This is a genomic window from Prochlorococcus marinus XMU1405 (assembly GCF_017696275.1).
In the GTDB taxonomy this organism is placed as follows: domain Bacteria; phylum Cyanobacteriota; class Cyanobacteriia; order PCC-6307; family Cyanobiaceae; genus Prochlorococcus_A; species Prochlorococcus_A marinus_AB.
Genome location: NZ_JAAORF010000003.1, coordinates 615,634 through 635,892, shown reverse-complemented (window position 1 = coordinate 635,892; position 20,259 = coordinate 615,634). Strand labels below are relative to the sequence as shown.

Below are 20,259 nucleotides of genomic sequence, written 5' to 3'. Positions count from 1 at the left end.
TGCTTATTTGACTAATTAGTTAAAGATTTTTTGGAACATCCATCAATTATATTCCAAATTGTTTGTCCCGATCGTCCTGGCCTTGTAAGTTTACTTACAAGTTGGATTTCAAATTACGGTGGCAACATAAAACATTCTGATCATCATACAGATCAAGATGCAGGTTTGTTTCTTAGTCGAATTGAATGGAATATTAACAATGAATCTTTTAATAGGGATGAAATTTATAAAGAATTTGAAAAAATTGCAGATGAAGTAAATGGACAATTTAACGTAAATTATTCTGATGAAATCCCAAATGTTGCGATTTTTGTAAGTAAACAAAATCATTGTTTGATTGATTTACTTTGGCGAGTAAGAAATGGAGAACTCAAAATGAAAGTTCCTTTAATAATTTCAAATCATTCTTATCTTGAAAATATTGCAAATGACTTTAATGCAAAATTTGTCCATTTTGATACCTTTAAAACTGAAAAAACTATTGTTGAAGATCAATTTTTAAATTTACTAAAAAAATATGACATTGAACTTGTTGTATTAGCCAAATATATGCAAATTTTGAGTGACTCTTTTTTAAAAAAGTTTTCTTCGATAATAAATATTCATCATTCTTTCTTACCTGCATTTAAGGGCGGGCAACCATATCATAGAGCATGGAAGAGAGGTGTTAAATTAATCGGTGCTACTGCTCACTATGTTACTGAAGATCTTGATGAAGGCCCGATAATAGAGCAATGTACAGTTAATGTAAGTCATAGGGATGAAGTTGATGATTTGATTAGAAAAGGAAGAGATATTGAAAGAATAGCTTTAGCAAGAGCAGTTAGATTACATCTAAATCATCAAGTATTTGTCTATAACAGCAAAACTGCTGTTTTTGATTGAAGATAGTTTCTTAGTCTTCTAATTCTATTTGTATTTGTCTTTCATAAATTGATTCTTCATTAAAAGCTCTTGCTATCAAGAAACTGGCAATGCAGCTGATTAACACAGGTTTCATTATTAATAAATTTTTTGTTAAAGCAAAAGCTAAAAACATTGCTGTTATTGGCGTTCGCGAACATCCTGCTACGAAAGCTCCCATTCCCGCAAAAATGTATGTACTTGGTGCATGTCCTGTAGCAATTTCCACCCAGCTCCCCATTATTAGTCCGATTGACCCTCCTAAAGTAAGCATTGGATAGAATAATCCTCCAGGAGCTCCGGATGCTGCAGCTAAACCTGTTGTGATAAATAGTACTAAAACTGCTAATAAAGCAATTCCAATACTTGTATTTTGTTCAGCTATTATTTTCTGTAATTCATCTAAATTATGAAATGTACTGGGTAAAAAAGAGTAGATACTTCCTAAAATAAGTCCACAGATACTCATTTTTAAAACAAATTTATTTTTATACCACTTTTTCCCAAGATTTTGCATTAACAAAACATATCTGCTGTACAATTCTGCAAATATCCCAATAATTATTCCTAGTAAAACTAAGTAAATAAAATCTACAGGTAAGAAAAAAACTGATGGGTCATATTCTCTTTGAATCAAAAATCCGAGGTTAAAATCAAAGCCTCCTGCTTTAGGATCTAAACCCAAGGCTTGAATAATATCAGCAGATGAATCTGCAATAAAAGTTGTAATTAATACTAATAATAAAATTACTGGTCTAGCAGAGTTTAATAACTCCTCTATTGCATAGATAAAACCTCCTAATGGAGCGCTAAATACTGCAGCTATTCCAGCACCACCACCTGCTGCTACTATTACTCTTCTGAAAGCTGTAGGAGCTTTGAGCCACTTGGCCATTTGCCAAGCTACGGATCCTCCCATTTGAACTGATGGACCCTCTGGACCCAAAGGGAATCCACTACCAATCGCAATAATTCCTGATATGAGCTTTACTAATCCTACTTTTAAATTCATTGGAACTTTTTTATGTCTTAAGAAACCCATGATTTGACTCACACCTGAACCTTTTGCAGCAGGCGCTATATTTTTGATCAAATATCCTGCAATAGCTCCTCCTAGAGCTCCAAAAATAGGTAAGACTGCAATAGATGGGAATTGGTCTAATAATGCTAATCTCCAATTATTAATAAAATAGATTCCAGTTTTAAAAGATATGCTTGTAATCGAAGCTCCTAGACCCGTTAATAAAAGCGAAAATGCAACGACTAAAGATCTTTGTTTTAATAATTTTTTGATGCTACGAGAAGAATTATTACTTGTTTTTTGAATATTATCTTTTATAAAGTTTGGCATTGTCCATGATTACTTTGTCAAGCTGAAATCGTGTATTTCATCAAATTGAAGATAGCGATAAAGTTCATCTGAATATGGATTAATTTTATTTTTAGTAATATCCTGATATTCTTCTATTTCAGGTATTTTTCCAAGCAGTGCACAAACTGCTGCCAATTCTGCACTCCCTAAAAATACTTGCGCATTCTTGCCAAGTCTATTATCAAAATTTCTTGTACTGGTAGAAAATACTACAGAACCTTCATCAACTCTAGCTTGATTTCCCATACATAAAGAACAGCCTGGCAACTCTAATCTTGCACCACAATTTTCGAATATTTTATAGTAGCCTTCAGCTTTTAGAGTTTCTTCATCCATCTTTGTTGGTGGACAAATCCATAATTTAGCTTTTAAATTTTGTACTCCTTCAAGAACTTTTGCAGCTGCCCTGTAATGACCAATATTTGTCATGCAAGAACCTATAAAAACTTCGTCAATATTTGTATTTGCAACATCAGTTATTTCTTTTACATTATCTGGATCATTAGGGCAAGCAACTATAGGTTGTGTTACTTTTGCTAAATCAATTTCAATGATTTCTTCATACTGAGCGTTTGAATCTGGTTGAATTAATGATGGCTTTTTTAACCAATTTTTCATATCATTTATTCTTCTTGAAATCGATTTTGAATCTTCATAATTGCTCTCGATCATTTTTTCTAGCAGGCAAATATTGCTTTTTAAATATTCTTCAACAGTTTCTTGGGATAAAAGTATTGTGCTACCAGCGCATGAGCGTTCTGCAGTAGCATCAGTAAGTTCAAAAGCTTGTTCAAGTTTTAGGTTTGGTAATCCCTCAATTTCCATAATTTTCCCGTTGAATATATTTTTCTTATTTTCTTTCTCAACAGTTAAGAGTCCTTTTTTAATTGCGAAGAGAGGGATTGCATTAACTAAATCTCTAAGAGTAATTCCTGGTAATAATTCTCCCTTAAATTTAACCAGCACAGACGCCGGCATATTTAATGGCATTGATCCTATTGCAGCGGCAAATGCAACAATGCCTGAGCCTCCAGGAAATGAAATGCCAAGAGGAAATCTTGTATGACTATCTCCACCTGTGCCAACAGTATCAGGGAGAAGCATTCTGTTAAGCCAGCTATGAATGATTCCGTCTCCAGGCTTAAGAGCTACTCCACCTCTTTGAGATATAAAATCAGGTAATTCTTTATGGGTAAGTAGATCTACTGGTTTAGGATATGCAGCTGTATGACAAAAACTTTGCATCACTAAATCTGCAGTAAATCCTAAACAAGCTAGTTCTTTTAATTCATCTCTAGTCATTGGCCCAGTAGTATCTTGACTACCAACTGTGGTCATAATTGGCTCACAGGTCATTCCTGGCCTAACCCCATCTAAACCGCATGCTTTGCCTACTATTTTTTGAGCTTGAGTAAATCCGGCACTACTTTCGGTTGGATTTTGTGGTCTAGTAAATATTTCACTTGGTTGATAATCTAATTTGTTTCTAATTTTGTCCGTAAGAGATCTTCCAATCATAAGATTAATTCTTCCGCCAGCTTGAATTTCATCAGTAAGAGTTGATGGATACAACTCGAATTTGCTTATTAATTCTTCAGTATTTGAATTTTTTTCAATTTTTTTAATAATGCCTTTATAGGGATATATTTTAATAACATCTCCTGTTTTCATTTGAGATACGTCAGCTTCTATAGGTAAAGCTCCTGAATCTTGTGCAGTATTGAAGAAAATTGGGGCTATTTTGCTGCCAATTATTATTCCACCTGTTTTTTTGTTGGGAACAAAAGCGATATCTTCTCCTATATGCCAAATGAGTGAATTAATAGCAGATTTTCTAGAACTCCCTGTTCCAACAACATCTCCAACATAAGCTATTGGTAAATTTTGTTTTTTTAAATTATCAAGAATCTTTAGTCCATCAGGTTTTTTAAATTCCAACATAGCTAATGCATGCATTGGAATATCCGGGCGTGTTGTTGCATGTACAGCTGGAGATAAGTCGTCTGTATTTGTCTCACCGTCAACTTTAAATACTAAACAAGTAATCTCTTTCTCCAGAACTTTTTTATTTATGAACCATTCTGCATTTGCCCAACTATTTACAACTTCTTTTGCATAAATATTATTTTGAGATAATTCATAAATTTCATTAGCCGAGTCGTAAACAAGAATAATATTTTTTAAAACTTCTGCCGCTTTTTTTGCGAGTAAACTATTTTCTCCTTTAAGTATTTCAACCAAAGAATTTACATTGTATCCTCCTATCATTGTTCCTAGTATTTCAATTGCTTTTTCGGGATTAATTGATTTGCAATATTTTTCGGAATTAACAATAGCCGTAAGCCAGCTTGCTTTTACATAAGCAGCCTCATCAACTCCTGGGGGCACTCTATTTATTAGTAAATCAAGTAAATAAGATGAATCGTAAGTACTATCTTGTTCTAATAATTTTGTAATACAATTTGTTTGTTCAGCATTTAAAGGTAAAGGAGGTATACCTTTGGCAGTTCTTTCAGCTACATGATCTGCATAATCTTTTAGCAATGTTTCCAAATTCTTCATTAGTAAGGTTTAATGCCTAATCTATTGTTATTTTTAATATTGAAAAGGAGAGTATTCATAAATGCTTTTTTAAATATTCAAACTTCTTAATTAATCAATGACGACATCATCAAATAATTCAGCTTTAGAAAAGACATCAGATTTACATGTTCTTGAAACACGTCCATTAATACCTCCAAGCAGATTACATAATGATATACCTTTAGATCACGATTCTGCTAATACAGTATCTAAAACAAGAAGATCGATACAAAATATTTTGCATCATAATGATCAGAAGCTTTTAGTAATTGTAGGTCCATGTTCAATTCATGATCTTGAGGCGGCAAAGGAATATTCAAAATATATTCAAAAATTCCGAGAAATGTATAAAGATAAATTAGAAATAATTATGAGAGTATATTTTGAAAAACCAAGAACAACTATTGGTTGGAAGGGATTAATAAATGATCCTCATCTAGATGATTCTTATGATATTAATACTGGTTTAAGAAGGGCAAGAAGTTTGCTTTCATATTTAGCAACTCGTGACATACCTTCTGCTACAGAATTACTAGATCCAATTGTTCCTCAATATATTGCCGATTTAATAAGTTGGACAGCCATAGGTGCACGGACTACAGAAAGTCAAACTCATAGAGAAATGGCATCAGGATTATCAATGCCTATAGGTTTTAAAAATGGAACGGATGGTTCTTTTACTACTGCAATTAATGCAATGCAGTCAGCTTCAAAATCCCATCACTTCTTAGGTGTAAATGAAAATGGAATGGCTTCTATAGTTAATACTACAGGAAATCCAGATGGACATATAGTTTTAAGGGGCGGTTCAAAAGGCCCAAATTTCGAAAGTGATCATGTACAAAGAATTTCAGCAGAATTGAGGCAGTGTAATCTTCCCCATAAAGTGATGATTGATTGTAGTCATGGAAATTCCAATAAAGATTTTCGAAAACAGTCGGAAGTGCTAAAAAATGTAGCTTCTCAAATTAGTAATGGTGAAAAAAATATTTTAGGAGTTATGCTTGAAAGTCATTTGGAGGAAGGAAATCAAAAACTTTTAAAAAAAGAAGATCTCCAGTTTGGCAGAAGCATTACAGATGCATGTATAGATATAGAAACAACAAAAGAATTAATCGCTATTTTATACGATTCACTTAGCTAGTTATAAAAAAATTAAAAAATAATGCTGAAGAGATTGGAACTATGAAATTATCTATTCCTAGAAGACTAAATTGTTCGAGCAAAGTTGCAATAAAAGCTATTGTAAAATAATTTAAGTTTAGACTATTTTGTTGAGAGTATCCTATTGAGCAAACTACTATCAAACTTGTTAAAAACATTGTTATAGTTCCATATAAAGATTTTTTTTGTTTAAAAAAAATCCAACTCTTTGAATTAAAGCTTTTTCCTATTAATCCAGCTAATCCATCACCAAAAGTCATTATGAAAAATCCACTAATTAGTGCATATGGATCCTTATCCCAGAAAAGATAAATCAAAATAAATAAACTTAGACAATAAAATAATGTCCCATAACTTTTTCTCTCAACATCCTCAATTGTTGGAAATAATTTATAGTTGTAATTGATGAAAACCATTAATGAAACAATTCCTGTAAAAATTAGAGCAGAGTTTTGATTAATTTTTAAAAATTGAGCAATTGGTATTAAAGGTCCTATTCCAATATGTATTATTTTTCTGACGATTTCTCTGCTATCTTCATTATATTTTTTAAAAACTATTGATATTAAAAAAATTGAAAATAAATATAATAAAATTACAGTAAATTTTATCAATTTGGTTAAGCTGCTTTTTGATGAGTTGTCATTACTCGCAGCTTTAATATTGCTTTAGCTTCTAGTTGCCTTACTCTTTCTCGTGATACATTAATTTGCCTTCCTATTTCTGCGAGTGTTAAGGGTTCTTCACCATCTAGCCCAAATCTGAGCTTCATGATTTTTTGCTCTCTTTCATTTAATTGAGAAAGCCAAGTTCCTAAATGCTCTTTTTGAATAGTTCTATCCATACCCTCCATAGGCTCTTCACAGTTTGGATCAGGTATGAGTTCACCAAGAGTACTTCTGTCTTCTTCCCCTCTTGCATGTGCATCTAGGGAGGCGCAAGGAGCACTTTGAGAAATTAAATCTTCTAAATCTTTTTGATCAATTCCCATCTCAATTGCCATTTCCAATCTTGTAGGTTGTCTGCCAAATTTATGCGATAACTCTCTAGAGACTCTTCTCATTTTGGACAGTTTTTCACTTATGTGAATAGGCAAACGGATGGTTCTAGCACTGTTATCAATTGCCCTCGTCATTCCTTGTCTAATCCACCAGTAGGCATAAGTTGAGAATTTATATCCCATTGCAGGATCAAATTTATCTACAGCTCTTTCAAGGCCAATAGCTCCTTCCTGGACAAGATCTAATAATTCAAGCCCTTGGTTTTGGTATTTTTTTGCAACCGAGACAACGAGCCTTAGATTAGCTGCCATCATTCTATCTCTTGCTCTTTTGCCAATCTTAATTTGATAAAGATTTCGTTGGGTTCTATCAGTTTCAGGAATTTGTAGTAACTTTTTCATGTTTTGAACATGATGGGCTAACTCTATTTCCTCTGCAGGAGTCAATAGAGGTACTCTTCCAATGCTACTTAAGTAATAGCCAATAGAATCTGAAGCGAGTCTGCCAGATTTTTTTTGGCTTTGTTTTGCCGTAAGACTGGATTTCGATTTGCGAGGCTTGCCCGCAGTGTTTGGTAATCTTGGCTCATCAAAATTATTATCTGAAGAGCTTTTCGCAGATTCCAGAGGGATCCCCATCACCCTGGCCTCCTAAATAATGGATTTTTTAAAAAGCTAGCACTGAAATCGAAATAAAAACTACTTTTACGTTGAAATTTTAAAGACAAAAAATTTTTTTTTAAAGCTTATTTCTTGAAATCCATTGATATGAAATGATTTTATAAAAAATAAAAAAAATTTAAAATATTAAGTATTTTTTTTAAATGTTGTAAAAATCAATATAAATTTTATTTTTCTATGAGGTCAATTTGCGAACGATTATGCGATGAATCTAATTCATTTTTCGAATATGAACCATCATCTTTCATTATCCAAGAAAAGTAATTATCTTTAATGTAAGTTTGCAAAAGCCTGTATATTTTAGATTTCAATTCATAATCCTCTATAGGAGTAACAGCTTCTATTCTTCTATCAAGATTTCTTCTCATCCAATCTGCACTCCCTATAAAAACCTGATTATCCCCATTATTACAAAACCAAAAAATTCTTGAGTGTTCAAGAAAATGGCCAATAATGCTTATAACTTTAATATTTTCACTTAAATTTTTTCTTTGGGGATATAGGCAACAAATACCTCTTATGATGAGGCTAATTTTTACACCTGATTCTGAAGCTAAATAAAGAAGTTTAATTATTTCTGGGTCTACTAAAGAGTTCATTTTTGCTACTATTTCGGCTTTTTTGCCTTCCTCTGCATTTTTAATTTCTCTCTTTATCAGAAATATAAATTTCTCTCTCATCGATGAGGGGGAAACTAATAACTTTTGATAACTTTTTTGTTTAGAAAAACCAGATAAGTAGTTAAATAGCTCAAGTAAATCAGATGCAATATCAGGATCCGTTGAAAGTAATCCTAAATCTGTATAAAACTTTGAAGTATTAGAATTATAATTTCCTGTTCCAATATGGAAATAATTCCTTAATCGTCCTTTCTCTTTTCTTACTATTAAGGCAATTTTTGTATGTGTTTTAAATCCGATGATTCCATATACAACATGAATTCCAGCTTGTTCAAGTTGTTTTGCCCATTGAATATTATTGTCTTCATCAAATCTTGCTTTTAGTTCAACAAGAGTCATTACTTCTTTCCCATTCTCTGCAGCTCTCATTAAAGCTGCAATGATAGGGGAATCTTGGGAAACTCGATATAAAGTAATTTTTATAGCCATTACAAGTGGATCATCAGCTGCTTTGTTTATAAATTCTTCAACTGAAGTTTTAAATAAGTCATAGGGATGATGAAGCAGAATATTTTTTTTTCTAAGTATCTTGAAAATAGAATTAAGGTTTTTGTTTGAAGGCAAATCTAAATGTTTTAATTCTGGGTGAGTTTTTCCAATTAGTAGATTTTCTTTTAAATCATCTCTATCAATTTTTGTAAGCTGATTTAAATCGTCTAGGCCTAATAAACTTTTGCAAAAGTATATATATTCTTTCTGTATTGAGATACTTTCAATAAGTAACTTTAGAATATTTTCTGGCATATCTGACTCCACTTCTAATCTAACTACGTCTCCACCTAATCTTCTTTTTTGCAAACTTTGTTCAACAGCTAAAAGTAGATCATCCGCTTCAAGTTCTTTTAATTCTAAATCTGCATCTCTTGTCACTCTAAAAAAAGAGTAATTTATACATTCCATTCCGTTAAATAAAGTATTTATATTATTCCCAATTAAATCTTCAACACTTATGAAATAGTAAAAACTTTCATCACTAAGTTGAGTAATTTCATTGGGAATTCGTATAAATCGAGGTATATTTTTTGTTGGTATTTTTACTCTGACAAACTGATTTTTAGAATCCTCCTCATCTTTTATTAAAGCTGCTAAATTTAGACTTAAATTACTTATAAAAGGAAATGGATGTGCCGGATCAACAACTAATGGAGTTAATAAAGGGAAAATAGATGTTGTAAAGAAGTTATTACACCAATTTCTTTGATTTTCACTTAGGTCCTTATATTTTTTTAAAATTACACCTTTTTCTTTTAATTCATTTTTTAATTCATTATTTACATAGTTTTCTTGGAGGATAGTTAACTTTTTTATTTCATTATTGATTTTTTTTAATTGCTCTTTAGGGGTAAGTCCGTCAATACTTTTTTTAGTAATTTCTGCTTCAACTTGAGCCTTTAACGAAGCTACCCTTACCATGAAAAATTCATCAAGATTATTACTAAAAATTGAACAAAATTTTACTTTATCTAGGATTTTGTACTCCTTTTCCATACCAGTTAGGAGTACTCTTTTATTGAATTCAATCCAACTTAATTCTCTATTAATAAAAACATCAACCTGGCTTTTCATTAAGATACTTTTGAATTTTGATTGCTAAAAGAATTATTGTTTTTACCCTCTGCAATAAGGTATATCATGAAAAGTAAGATAATGGAACCAGCTATAAAAGGTGATTTAGGACCAAAACTATCATAAACCCTCCCTGCCATTGCAATTCCTAAAACTCCTCCAAGACTCTGCAGACCTTGAAGGTTACTTAGAATTGAGCCTTGTTTATCAACGTCTAATTTCTTTGATATTAGTGCTCTTAACGTGGGCGTAATTAATCCTGCCCCAACAGCTAAAAATGAAACAGCTGAATAAATATTAATTGTCGCATTTTCTTTTGGAGCAGTTATTAAAAGAGCACACGCCACAAGAATAAAGCCTGATCCGATAAGTGTTAATCGCATTTCGCCAAATTGCTTTACCAGAGGCCCAATTAATCCTCCCTGAACGATAATCGCAATGATTCCTACTACAACAAGAGTTCCGCTTGATGCTTTGGTCGTCCAGTTTAAAGATTCTTGGAGGAAAAATATAAGGATATTTGTCAATCCAGTAAAAGCAATAAAGTAAATAAAGAAAGCTAATGATAATTTTTTAATCTTTTCTTCTTTGAAAACTGTAAATAGAGCTTTTAAAGGGTTTTTTAAAGCAGTTGTTGATTTATTTATTTCACTATTAGGCTTGGTTTCTGGTAAGTAAAAAAATACAAGAAGAAAATTTATTATTGGGATAATTGAGGCTATCAAAACTGGAATAATAAAATTATTATTTGTATTTCTTGCAAAAATTACAACAAAAATATTACCTAAGAAAAAACTTAAGCCAAAAGCTACACCAATAAGACCAAATGTTTTTGCTCTTTTTTCAGGGCTTGAAATATCTGCAAGAATTGTTGTTGCAGTAGCTGCAGTCCCTCCACTTAAACCGTCAATAAGTCTCGCTAAAAATAATAAAAATAACGGGATAGTGGCTATTGAATTTGACCAATTAAAAAGAACTGTAAAAGATAATATTGATATTCCTATTACTGAACCAGTAATACAAAAAAGAGTGACAGGTCTTCTTCCATATCTATCACTCATAAGTCCTATAAAAGGAGAAGCTGTAAATTGAGCTAATTGGTAAGTGCATGATAATAAACCATATGTACTTGCTTTAGAGTCAAAAAGTAAAACAAAAGAGGGTAATATGGGTAACAGTATACTTTCACTTAAACGATCATTTAGAAGAGTGATAAACGCACTAAGTAGAGTAAATTTTTTATTTGGTTTTAATAAACTTTCTTTCACAATATTTACCTTCATTGCGATTAACTTTTACTACCATACTTGTTAATGGAGATTATTGTGCCCGGCATTGTTTATTTAGTTGGAGCAGGTCCTGGTGACCCTGAGCTTTTGACTCTTAAAGCTTTACGTCTAATAAAAAACTGTGATGCATTAGTTCATGATGCTTTAATCCCGGATGAAATAACAAAAGAGGCAGGAAAAAATACAGAAATTTTCCATGTAGGCAAAAGAGCTGGGAAGTGTTCTGTACCTCAGGCTGAAACTAATGATCTTATTTTGAAATTGGCAAAAGAAGGCAAAAATGTCGTAAGGCTTAAAGGAGGAGATCCATTCGTTTTTTCTAGAGGTGGTGAAGAGGTATCGATTTTAGAAAAAAATGGAATTTCAGTTGAAATCGTTCCTGGTATTACTTCTGGGATAGCTGCCCCCACATATTTTGGTATTCCACTAACCCATAGAGATGCTGCTAGTTCCGTAACTTTCGTCACTGGACATGAGCGCGTAGATAACGAAAAAAAGACAGTGAATTGGAGAGATTTAGCTAAATCATCAGATAGTTTAGTAATTTTTATGGGTATAAAAAATATTGAATATATTGTGGAAGAATTAATTCTTGGTGGTTTAGATAAGAATACCAAATGCGCTGTGATTCAAGAAGCTACTTTAAAAAATCAAAAATGTTTGATTGAGAAATTAGATAATCTTCCAGCTAAAATCAAAGATAAAGAATTTTTAGCTCCATCAATTATCATTATTGGAAAAATTGTTGAATTTAAGGTTAATAACAATATAACTAAAGTTTCTGATGTCTACTTACCAGATATTAATAAAGTTCAACTATATAATAAATCCCAAAAATAAATTGGATCGAATTTAGGTTTAAGCTTTAAATCATTAACTTGATTAATTTGTCTGCAAGATAAGCTATTAATTGCAATTATTATGTCATCATTTTGAAAATTTGGAGGAATTAATTCTTCTTTTACAATTTTCAATTTTAAAGCTTTAGAAATCATAATCCCCTCTAAACAGCCGCTCTCTTTTCTAGGAGTAATCCATTGATTATTTCGTTTAATTAGAAGATTAAATGTACTTCCACAACAAAGTTCACCTGACGTATTCAAAAGGATAGAATCATCAAATGATTTTTCATTAGCTTCTGTCAAAACTTGTATTGCCTGATTATATGAAAATGTTTTGCATTTACTTATAAGACTGAATTCATTTATTTTTTCTGTTTGACTAATGCAAACGCTTATTGGATTAAAATTTGGTTTGATTCTATAGAACTCAAGCCATATATTATCCAAATCTTTTGTCTCTGAAGTGCTATCAATTGTTAGGGTTCGACCTTCATTAGTTCCTCGACTATAGTTTATTCTTACTGAAGCAAATTGATCATTTTTAAGCGATAACTTTCTAATTCCATCGTGAATAAGTTGTTTCAAAGTTAATTTATTTATTTTGAGATTAATATTTAAAATCTTGCTACTTTTTTCTAACCTTTTCAGATGTTCATCAAAAAGAATAGGTTTGTTTTCTTTTATCAAAATGGTCTCAAATATACCATCAGCAAATTTTAATCCTCTATTATTAGCAGCAATAAATATTCTTTCAATATCCAACCATTGATCCTTGTGCCAGCCTAATGTTTCAATCATTTGAGTGAATCAATTAACGGTAAAAGTTTCCACTTTAGTTCATTAGTTTCCTCTTCAGGATTTGAGTCAATAACTATTCCGCAACCAGCATATATATTGATTTTTTTGTCTTTAATTAAAAATGATCTTATTAGTATATTGCTGTCAAACTCTCCATTCCAGTCAAGCTTTAAAAAAGAGCCACAGTAAGGTCCACGTTCATATTCTTCTAATTCAAAAAGTCTCTGGCATGATCTTAATTTAGGTGCTCCAGTTATAGAGCCCCCAGGCCAACAAGCTTTTAGTAAATCAATCCAGTTTTTATCTTTTTTTAATTTGCCTCTGATTACTGAAGTTAGATGATGAACTTTTAAGAAACTTTCAAGCTTTAATATTTCTGGCACCATAATACTTCCTGTCTCGCAAACTTTACTTAAATCATTTCTTATTAGGTCAACAATCATAATATTTTCTGCTCTATCTTTTTCGTTCGTTATTAAATCGATAGCATTAAGTGCGTCTTGATTTAAATCCTTATCTCTGGATCTAGTTCCTTTGATTGGTCTTGATTCTACAAAATTTTTATTATCTATTTTTATAAATCTTTCTGGCGAGGTAGATAATACAGCCTCTTTATAATTATCATTATTTATTATTATTCCTCCAAAGGGAGCTCTTAATTTTCTTCTTATTTTCAAATAAATATCTAGAGGATTATAGTATTTGGAAGATTCAATTTCGCATTTAGTTGTTAGGTTTGCTTGAAATATATCCCCTAAGGAAATTAATTTTTTTAATTTTAGAATATTTTTCTGAAATTTTTCAGCCATTTCTTCCAAATTGATTTTTGAAAAATCAAAATTCAAATTTGTTTTAATAATTTCTTCTTCAATATTTTTAATATTATTGATTATGTTTTTATAATTCATCAGTTCGGATGAGTTTGTGCCTTCGATAATTATTTCTTTTTTTATTAGATTACATTTAATGATTGGATCATATGATGCAATCCATAAAGTTGCCATATTAGATTTTCGCCATGGGTTCTTGGGTTCTATGAATACTCCAGCTTCATAACTTAACCATCCGATCCAAAATCCTTTTTCAATATTTTTTAAGTTGTTAAATGGATTATTAGTTTTGTCTAAGTTATTGATATTTCTTGATTGGATTATTTTTTTAGGTTTAATTCCTATTATTGACCATTCCCCATTTTCTTTGCCATCACTGTCTAGCCAAGCTAATCCTTTATCTCCGAATTTTTTTGTTAGATGATGCGTAATCAATGCTGGATCTATCCATTTTTCTAGAATTATTTTTTTTATTTTCATTTTTTATTATTGTTATTAAGCCATTTTTCATAAGCGGTATTTCTAATTCTGCAGCTATCACACTTACCGCATGGTTTTGAATTACCCGAATAACAACTCCATGTTTTATCTAAAGGGACATGATTATCAAAAGCTAATTTAATAATTTCCTCTTTATTTAAATCTAATAGTGGTGTCCAAAGTTTTATTGGATTATTTTCTCTTCCTCTTTTATTGGCTAAATCTGCTAATTCTTGAAATTTTTTAATGTAGTCAGGTCTGCAATCTGGATAGCCAGAATAATCTAGTGCATTAACTCCTAATCCTATAAAATCAGCATCTATTGCTTCGGCATAACTTAGTGCAACGGAAATAAATATAGTATTTCTCCCAGGAACATAAGTATTAGGAATTTGATTAGTTTGTACTCCTTCTATTGGAATATTTTTTTGAGTATCAGTTAATGACGACCCTCCCCATAAAGATAAGTCAAGCTTAATTATTTTAAATTCTTCGATATCAAAGTGTTTTGCAATTATTGATGCAGAATTTAATTCTTTTTTATGGCGTTGACCATAGTCAAATGAAAGGCCAAAAATTTTAGCTTCGGATTTTTTGGCGATACCAGTAACTGTAGAAGAATCTAAACCTCCAGATAATAAAACTACTATCGATTTATTTTTAAGAGTCATATGATTTCAATTGATTTTTAAGTATTTGTGAGTTTGAAGGCTCAATTTCCAATCGGGGTTATTTTTTACGAAATCAATAGCAAGAGAGAAACCATTTGCATTGTTCCATGCTGGCTGTAAATAAAAAATTTTATCTTCTTTTTTTAAGCTATCTTCGCTTTTAGAAAGTTGATATTGTTTTAAAGTTTCATTTTTTATTTGAATAGCAAATTCAATATCTTCTATTTCATTTATAATTATTTTGATTTCATTACAGTTTTTTAAAAAATAATTTTTTGGAGGTGAGTGTCTTTTAGGAGATAAAGTAATCCAGTCATAGCTTCCTGATATCGAATTAACTCCACTTGTCTCAATATGTATCTTCATTGGCTTTTGTTCTTCTCCCATCGTCATTTTTTTTATGGCTTTGCAAAAATTATCCAAGTTATGTTGTAAAGGTTCTCCACCTGTAATAACGCAAAAAGATGCTCCTTTTTCTCTGGCAATTTTTATGCGATCTATTATTTTTTCAATTGATATAGAAGGGTGTTTTTTTTCATCCCATGAATTCTTAGTATCGCACCACGAACATCCAACTTTACATCCGGCTAATCTTATAAAAAAAGCACTTTTTCCAGCGTGATAACCTTCACCTTGTAATGAATGAAATTGTTCAACTAAGGGTAAAAAATTTGTCATTTTCATTCAAAAAAATAAAGAATATTAATTTGATTGAGTTAACTTATCTTGAGAGGCTTTTATTAATCCTCTAAATAAAGGATGAGGTTTGCCAGGTCGTGATAAAAACTCAGGATGATATTGACAGGCTAAGAAGTATGGATGATTTTCTAACTCAATTAACTCAACTAATCTGCCATCTGGTGATGTGCCACTAATTTTGTATCCAGAATCTAAAAAACTTTGTTTGTAGTAATTATTAAATTCGTATCTATGTCGATGTCTCTCATAAATAACATCCTCATCATATAAGTTTTTTCCAGTTGTATTTTTTGTCAATCTACATGGATAAACTCCAAGTCTCATTGTCCCACCTAAATCAACTACATCTTCCTGTTCTGGTAATAAATGTATCACTGGATTTGGAGTGTTTGGGTCTAGTTCTGAACTAGATGCATCTGGAAGATTAGCTACATTCCTGGCCCATTCTATAACTGCACATTGCATACCAAGGCACAAACCTAAAAAAGGAATTTTATTTTCTCTTGCGAATTTTATAGCCGAAATTTTTCCATTGACTCCTCTATTGCCAAATCCCCCGGGTACGACAATTGCATGAACTTCATTTAAGTAAGTTTCTGCTGAATTCTTTTCTATCATTTCAGCACTTACCCAATGTAAATCTAATAAAGCCTTTTGTTCAATGCATGCATGTCTTAAAGCTTCAACAACGGATAAATATGCATCTCCAAGTTCAATATATTTGCCTACAAGGGCAACTTTTATTGGATCTCCAGGATTTCTTAGGTTGTGTATTAGTTGTTCCCAATTTTTCAAATCACATTTTTTATCTTCAAGGTCTAAATACTTCAGGGTTTCTTTGCATAAACCTTCTTTTTTTAAAGAAAGAGGTACAGAATAAATACTGTCTGCGTCTAAAGCTTCAATTACAGAGTTGATACTGACACCGCAAAAACCACTCAGCTTTTTTTTAAGAGCTTCATTGATAGATTTATCACTTCGGCATACAAGTAAATCTGGCTGAATTCCAATTGATCTTAATTCTTTCACTGAATGTTGTGTTGGTTTAGTTTTTATTTCGCCAGAGGTTTTGATGTAAGGAAGTAATGTTACGTGTATGTATGCAACATCGTTCCTATTGACATCATTTTTGAATTCTCTTATTGCCTCTAAAAAAGGAAGAGATTCAATATCACCAACTGTTCCACCAATTTCAGTAATAATAATATCTGCATTACTGTTAGCGGCTACTCTATGAATCCTTTCTCTAATTTCTCCCGTTATGTGAGGTATTACTTGCACAGTTCCACCGTTATAATTACCTCTTCTTTCTTTATTAATAACTGCTTGATAAATAGATCCCGTTGTTACACTATTCAACCTAGTCATTGCTGTATCAGTAAATCTTTCGTAGTGACCTAAATCTAGATCGGTTTCAGCCCCATCTTCGGTTACAAATACTTCCCCATGTTGAAAAGGGCTCATTGTGCCTGGATCAACATTTAGATATGGATCTAGTTTTAATATTGAAACAGTATATCCTCTAGACTTTAATAATCTACCTAGGCTTGCAGCTACAATTCCTTTACCAATGCTAGAAACTACTCCTCCGGTGACAAAAACAAATTTTGACATTAAATATTTTTAATTAAGCACTGCCTCCTTATACTTTATTTAAACAAAAAACTTTTAGAACATCCATATATATTCTTATTCATCAATTGTTATTTCAATATCTAATTCTTTTAATTGTGATTTTGAGACATTTGAAGGCGCATTTGTGAGAAGACATTTTGCTTGTTGATTTTTTGGAAATGCAATTGTTTCTCTGATTGAATCTGCACCTATGATCAGCATGGTAATACGATCTAATCCAAACGCTATTCCACCATGAGGAGGAGCACCCATTTCTAAGGCTTCAATTAAAAATCCAAATTTTTCATTAATCTCTTTAGCAGTAAGTCCTACCGTTTTCAAAACCTCTCTTTGCAAGTTTGCTTCATGAATACGTAAAGAGCCACCTCCTAATTCCAAGCCATTAAGAACTAAGTCATAAGCATTTGCTATAGAGTCCTCGATTTCTTTTTGCAAGTTTTCAGGATCTTTAGATTTTATATTTTTTGGAGAACAAAAAGGATGATGTAAAGCTTCATATCTATTTTCCTCTTCATTTCTCTCAAACATCGGGAAATCAGTTACCCATAAGAAATTCCATTTACTTTTATCTATGAGATTTAAGTCTTTTGCGATGTATTGTCTCACTCTATCTAATGACTGGTTGACAATTTGTTTATCTCCAGCACCCAAGAGAATTAAGTCTCCATCTTGCGCTTCGGTGATTCTCAAAATATCAGCTATATGCTCTTCATTTAGATTATTTTTAATTGCCCCAATAGTCTCAAGCTCATCTCCTTTGACTCTTATAAAGGCCAAACCACCCGCTCCTGCATCTTGAGCTACTTGGAAGATATCACCTCCGGGTTTAATTCTTACGTTGCTAATACTCAAATTACCTCCTTTGACTGTTATGGATTTTATAGAACCTCCAGACTTAATTGCCTTGGTGAAAATATTAAAGCCAATATCACCTAATACTTCTCCTAAATCTTTTAATAACATTTGATATCTTGTATCTGGTCTATCAGTGCCGTAATTATCCATTGCTGCTTTCCATGACATTCTTGGAAAAGCATTATCAAAATCAATATTTAATACTTCTTTCCATATTTTTTTTATAAGACTTTCATTAAAAGAGATTATTTCTTCTTCACTAATAAAGCTCATTTCAATATCTAATTGCGTAAACTCTGGCTGTCTATCTGCCCTTAAGTCTTCATCACGGAAACATTTTGCAATTTGATAATACTTATCTAAGCCTCCCACCATTAAAAGTTGTTTAAATAATTGTGGGGATTGAGGTAGAGCAAAAAATTCTCCATTCGAAAGACGAGCAGGAACAAGAAAATCGCGAGCGCCTTCTGGAGTTGATTTTGTAAGTAATGGAGTCTCTACTTCTGTAAAGCCAAAACTATCAAGAAATTCTCTAGCAATTTTAATAATTTTATGTCTTGTTTTTAAATTTTCTAGTAATTTACCTCTTCTTAAATCAAGGTATCTATATTTTAATCTGAGTTCCTCTTTTGTATTTTCATAATCATGTATAGATACTGGAAAAGGTAGGTTTTTTTTAATTTGGTTGAGAATTTGCAAATCTTTAACTTTAAGCTCTAACTCTCCAGTACTTAAATTTTTATTTATTGAATCTTTTGGCCTTTCGTTAATAATTCCGCTAACCATTATTACTGTTTCATTTCTTAGAGTTTCTGCCTGTTTAAATAGATCTGCACCATCATCGGGGTTAATTGTTATTTGTAGGAATCCACTATGGTCTCTTAAATCAATAAAAATGACACCACCATGATCTCTTCTTCTATCTACCCATCCGCATAAATTAACTAATTTACCAATATCTGTATTATTGAGTTCTTCGCAAATTTTGTTTCTCATCTAAGTATGATTTATTTATCAATAACTTATAATAATTCTTTAAGGGTAAATTTAGTTAATAATTTTTTTTATAAAACGCTCTTTTTGTTATAACCCCTTTGAATTTTTTGCCTCTTATTAATATTTGAACTTCATTATTTATTAAGGCATGCGAAGTATTGATGTATGCAAAAGCTATAGCTTTTTGTTTAGTTGGAGACCAACTGCCGCTTGTTATACTCCCAATATTTTCTTCACCTTTAAGAACTGAGCAACCTTTTCTTCCTATTGCTTTACCCTCTATAGAGAGACCAACTAACTTTTTTTGAATACCTAATCTTGACTGTTCTTCAAGAAATCTCCTGCCAAAGAATTCGTGATTATTTTCTAGATGTACTAACCAGCCTAACCCTGCTTCATATGGAGAAGTTTCTTCATTTATGTCTTGACCATAAAGATGCATGCCTGCTTCAAGTCTAAGAGTATCTCTAGCTCCTAAACCACAAGGTGCAACATTTTTGGAAATCGAGAAATCCCATAAATTAATTGCTGCTTTTTTAGATAAAAGTATTTCTAGACCATTTTCCCCTGTATATCCTGTCTTTGAAAAGAAAATTTTTTCTTTAGGCGAAATATGTTCAAAAATTTTATATTCGCATCCAAAGTTAGGGATATGTGAGATCGAAGATTCAATCCATTCTTCAAATAAATCGAATGAGTTTTTTCCCTGTAGTGCTAAAAGTACTTTGTCTTTTTTAAAGTTTGTTATCGAAATTTCATATTTATTTAAATTATTTTTTATCCACTGAAAATCTTCTTCATATCTACTTGCATTAACTATTAATAATAATTCTGATATGTCATTTTCTTGTATGCCAAGGTCATAAATTATTAAGTCATCTATTATTCCTCCTTTATCATTGAGCATTACTGTATAAAGCCCTTGACCTTCAGAAAATGAATATAAATTAGTAGGAAAAAGTTTTTGAATATAATCCTTTGGATTGATTCCCTTGATAGAAATCACACCCATGTGAGAAATATCAAATAATCCTGCTGATGATCTAACTGATTCATGCTCTTTAATTAATCCTGAAAATGATATGGGCATTTCCCAACCTGCAAAATCCACTAATTTTGCATTGGCTTCAACATATTTTGAATAAAGAGGACTTTTTAGCAAATCCATGAAATATTTAGTTTGTATTTAGTATTTTTACACTGTAGTTTAGAAAT

General features: G+C 31.5%; 16 protein-coding genes. 3 read left to right on the top strand and 13 right to left on the bottom strand.

All coding sequences use genetic code 11. From position 1 onward, the window contains the following. The first annotated feature begins 30 nt into the window (after nt 1-30). Nucleotides 31-885 (top strand): formyltetrahydrofolate deformylase, encoded by an 855-nt coding sequence (gene purU / locus HA148_RS09465; protein WP_209132166.1) that lies wholly within the window; start codon nt 31-33, stop codon nt 883-885. Nucleotides 886-895: 10 nt separating this feature from the next. Here the strand turns inward: purU and HA148_RS09460 are convergent, their stop codons facing one another. Further along, a complete protein-coding gene (locus HA148_RS09460; RefSeq protein ID WP_209132165.1) occupies nt 896-2,254 on the bottom strand; it encodes a ClC family H(+)/Cl(-) exchange transporter in 1,359 nt (452 codons plus the stop codon). Nucleotides 2,255-2,263: 9 nt separating this feature from the next. Beyond that, entirely contained in the window at nt 2,264-4,837 is a 2,574-nt protein-coding gene (gene acnB, locus HA148_RS09455; RefSeq protein ID WP_209132164.1) for a bifunctional aconitate hydratase 2/2-methylisocitrate dehydratase, read from the bottom strand. Between the two features lie 97 nt (nt 4,838-4,934). Here acnB and HA148_RS09450 point away from each other — a divergent pair, with 97 nt between their 5' ends. Next, nucleotides 4,935-6,002 carry a 3-deoxy-7-phosphoheptulonate synthase gene (locus tag HA148_RS09450; RefSeq protein WP_209132163.1) on the top strand — a complete coding sequence of 356 codons (1,068 nt, stop codon included), beginning with the start codon at nt 4,935-4,937 and terminating at the stop codon, nt 6,000-6,002. Here HA148_RS09450 and HA148_RS09445 read toward each other — a convergent pair. The 4 genes from HA148_RS09445 to HA148_RS09430 form a co-directional block, all read right to left on the bottom strand. Further along, nucleotides 5,995-6,636 (bottom strand): diacylglycerol/polyprenol kinase family protein, encoded by a 642-nt coding sequence (locus HA148_RS09445; protein WP_209132161.1) that lies wholly within the window; start codon nt 6,634-6,636, stop codon nt 5,995-5,997. The genes HA148_RS09450 and HA148_RS09445 overlap by 8 nt on opposite strands. Nucleotides 6,637-6,641: 5 nt before the next feature. Beyond that, nucleotides 6,642-7,661 (bottom strand): RpoD/SigA family RNA polymerase sigma factor, encoded by a 1,020-nt coding sequence (locus HA148_RS09440; protein WP_025943537.1) that lies wholly within the window; start codon nt 7,659-7,661, stop codon nt 6,642-6,644. 209 nt (nt 7,662-7,870) lie between these two features. Next, nucleotides 7,871-9,949, bottom strand: coding sequence for a polyphosphate kinase 1 (gene ppk1, locus HA148_RS09435; RefSeq protein WP_209132159.1), 2,079 nt, complete (start codon nt 9,947-9,949; stop codon nt 7,871-7,873). Then, nucleotides 9,949-11,217, bottom strand: coding sequence for an MFS transporter (locus tag HA148_RS09430; RefSeq protein WP_209132157.1), 1,269 nt, complete (start codon nt 11,215-11,217; stop codon nt 9,949-9,951). Before HA148_RS09430 ends, ppk1 begins: the two co-directional genes overlap by 1 nt. Before the next feature lie 57 nt (nt 11,218-11,274). Between HA148_RS09430 and cobA the strand changes: the two genes are divergently transcribed. Next, nucleotides 11,275-12,078: a uroporphyrinogen-III C-methyltransferase gene (gene cobA, locus HA148_RS09425; RefSeq protein ID WP_209132155.1), complete on the top strand. Its 804-nt coding sequence runs from the start codon at nt 11,275-11,277 to the stop codon at nt 12,076-12,078. Here the strand turns inward: cobA and HA148_RS09420 are convergent. From HA148_RS09420 to gcvT, 7 genes are all read right to left on the bottom strand, one after another. Further along, nucleotides 12,051-12,878: an aminotransferase class IV gene (locus tag HA148_RS09420; protein ID WP_209132153.1), complete on the bottom strand. Its 828-nt coding sequence runs from the start codon at nt 12,876-12,878 to the stop codon at nt 12,051-12,053. The genes cobA and HA148_RS09420 overlap by 28 nt on opposite strands. Continuing rightward, nucleotides 12,875-14,188: an anthranilate synthase component I family protein gene (locus HA148_RS09415; RefSeq protein WP_209132151.1), complete on the bottom strand. Its 1,314-nt coding sequence runs from the start codon at nt 14,186-14,188 to the stop codon at nt 12,875-12,877. Before HA148_RS09415 ends, HA148_RS09420 begins: the two co-directional genes overlap by 4 nt. After that, a complete protein-coding gene (gene queC, locus HA148_RS09410) occupies nt 14,185-14,859 on the bottom strand; it encodes a 7-cyano-7-deazaguanine synthase QueC (RefSeq protein ID WP_209132149.1) in 675 nt (224 codons plus the stop codon). The genes HA148_RS09415 and queC overlap by 4 nt, the downstream gene beginning before the upstream one ends. A 6-nt stretch (nt 14,860-14,865) precedes the next feature. Next, nucleotides 14,866-15,537, bottom strand: a complete 672-nt coding sequence (locus HA148_RS09405) for a 7-carboxy-7-deazaguanine synthase QueE (protein WP_209132147.1) — start codon at nt 15,535-15,537, stop codon at nt 14,866-14,868. Nucleotides 15,538-15,561: 24 nt separating this feature from the next. Continuing rightward, nucleotides 15,562-17,172, bottom strand: a complete 1,611-nt coding sequence (locus HA148_RS09400) for a CTP synthase (RefSeq protein ID WP_209132144.1) — start codon at nt 17,170-17,172, stop codon at nt 15,562-15,564. A 75-nt stretch (nt 17,173-17,247) separates the two neighbouring features. Continuing rightward, nucleotides 17,248-19,044 carry an aspartate--tRNA ligase gene (gene aspS, locus HA148_RS09395; RefSeq protein WP_209132137.1) on the bottom strand — a complete coding sequence of 599 codons (1,797 nt, stop codon included), beginning with the start codon at nt 19,042-19,044 and terminating at the stop codon, nt 17,248-17,250. 55 nt (nt 19,045-19,099) lie between these two features. Next, nucleotides 19,100-20,212, bottom strand: coding sequence for a glycine cleavage system aminomethyltransferase GcvT (gene gcvT / locus HA148_RS09390; protein ID WP_209132136.1), 1,113 nt, complete (start codon nt 20,210-20,212; stop codon nt 19,100-19,102). Nucleotides 20,213-20,259 lie beyond the last annotated feature (47 nt).

Coding starts and splice junctions, on each gene's coding strand:
- aspS (WP_209132137.1), bottom strand. CDS start 19,044: ATGAGAAACAAAATTTGCGAAGAACTCAATAATACAGATATTGGTAAA.
- HA148_RS09460 (WP_209132165.1), bottom strand. CDS start 2,254: ATGCCAAACTTTATAAAAGATAATATTCAAAAAACAAGTAATAATTCT.
- ppk1 (WP_209132159.1), bottom strand. CDS start 9,949: ATGAAAAGCCAGGTTGATGTTTTTATTAATAGAGAATTAAGTTGGATT.
- acnB (WP_209132164.1), bottom strand. CDS start 4,837: ATGAAGAATTTGGAAACATTGCTAAAAGATTATGCAGATCATGTAGCT.
- HA148_RS09415 (WP_209132151.1), bottom strand. CDS start 14,188: ATGAAAATAAAAAAAATAATTCTAGAAAAATGGATAGATCCAGCATTG.
- queC (WP_209132149.1), bottom strand. CDS start 14,859: ATGACTCTTAAAAATAAATCGATAGTAGTTTTATTATCTGGAGGTTTA.
- gcvT (WP_209132136.1), bottom strand. CDS start 20,212: ATGGATTTGCTAAAAAGTCCTCTTTATTCAAAATATGTTGAAGCCAAT.
- HA148_RS09400 (WP_209132144.1), bottom strand. CDS start 17,172: ATGTCAAAATTTGTTTTTGTCACCGGAGGAGTAGTTTCTAGCATTGGT.
- HA148_RS09450 (WP_209132163.1), top strand. CDS start 4,935: ATGACGACATCATCAAATAATTCAGCTTTAGAAAAGACATCAGATTTA.
- HA148_RS09405 (WP_209132147.1), bottom strand. CDS start 15,537: ATGACAAATTTTTTACCCTTAGTTGAACAATTTCATTCATTACAAGGT.
- HA148_RS09440 (WP_025943537.1), bottom strand. CDS start 7,661: ATGGGGATCCCTCTGGAATCTGCGAAAAGCTCTTCAGATAATAATTTT.
- HA148_RS09420 (WP_209132153.1), bottom strand. CDS start 12,878: ATGATTGAAACATTAGGCTGGCACAAGGATCAATGGTTGGATATTGAA.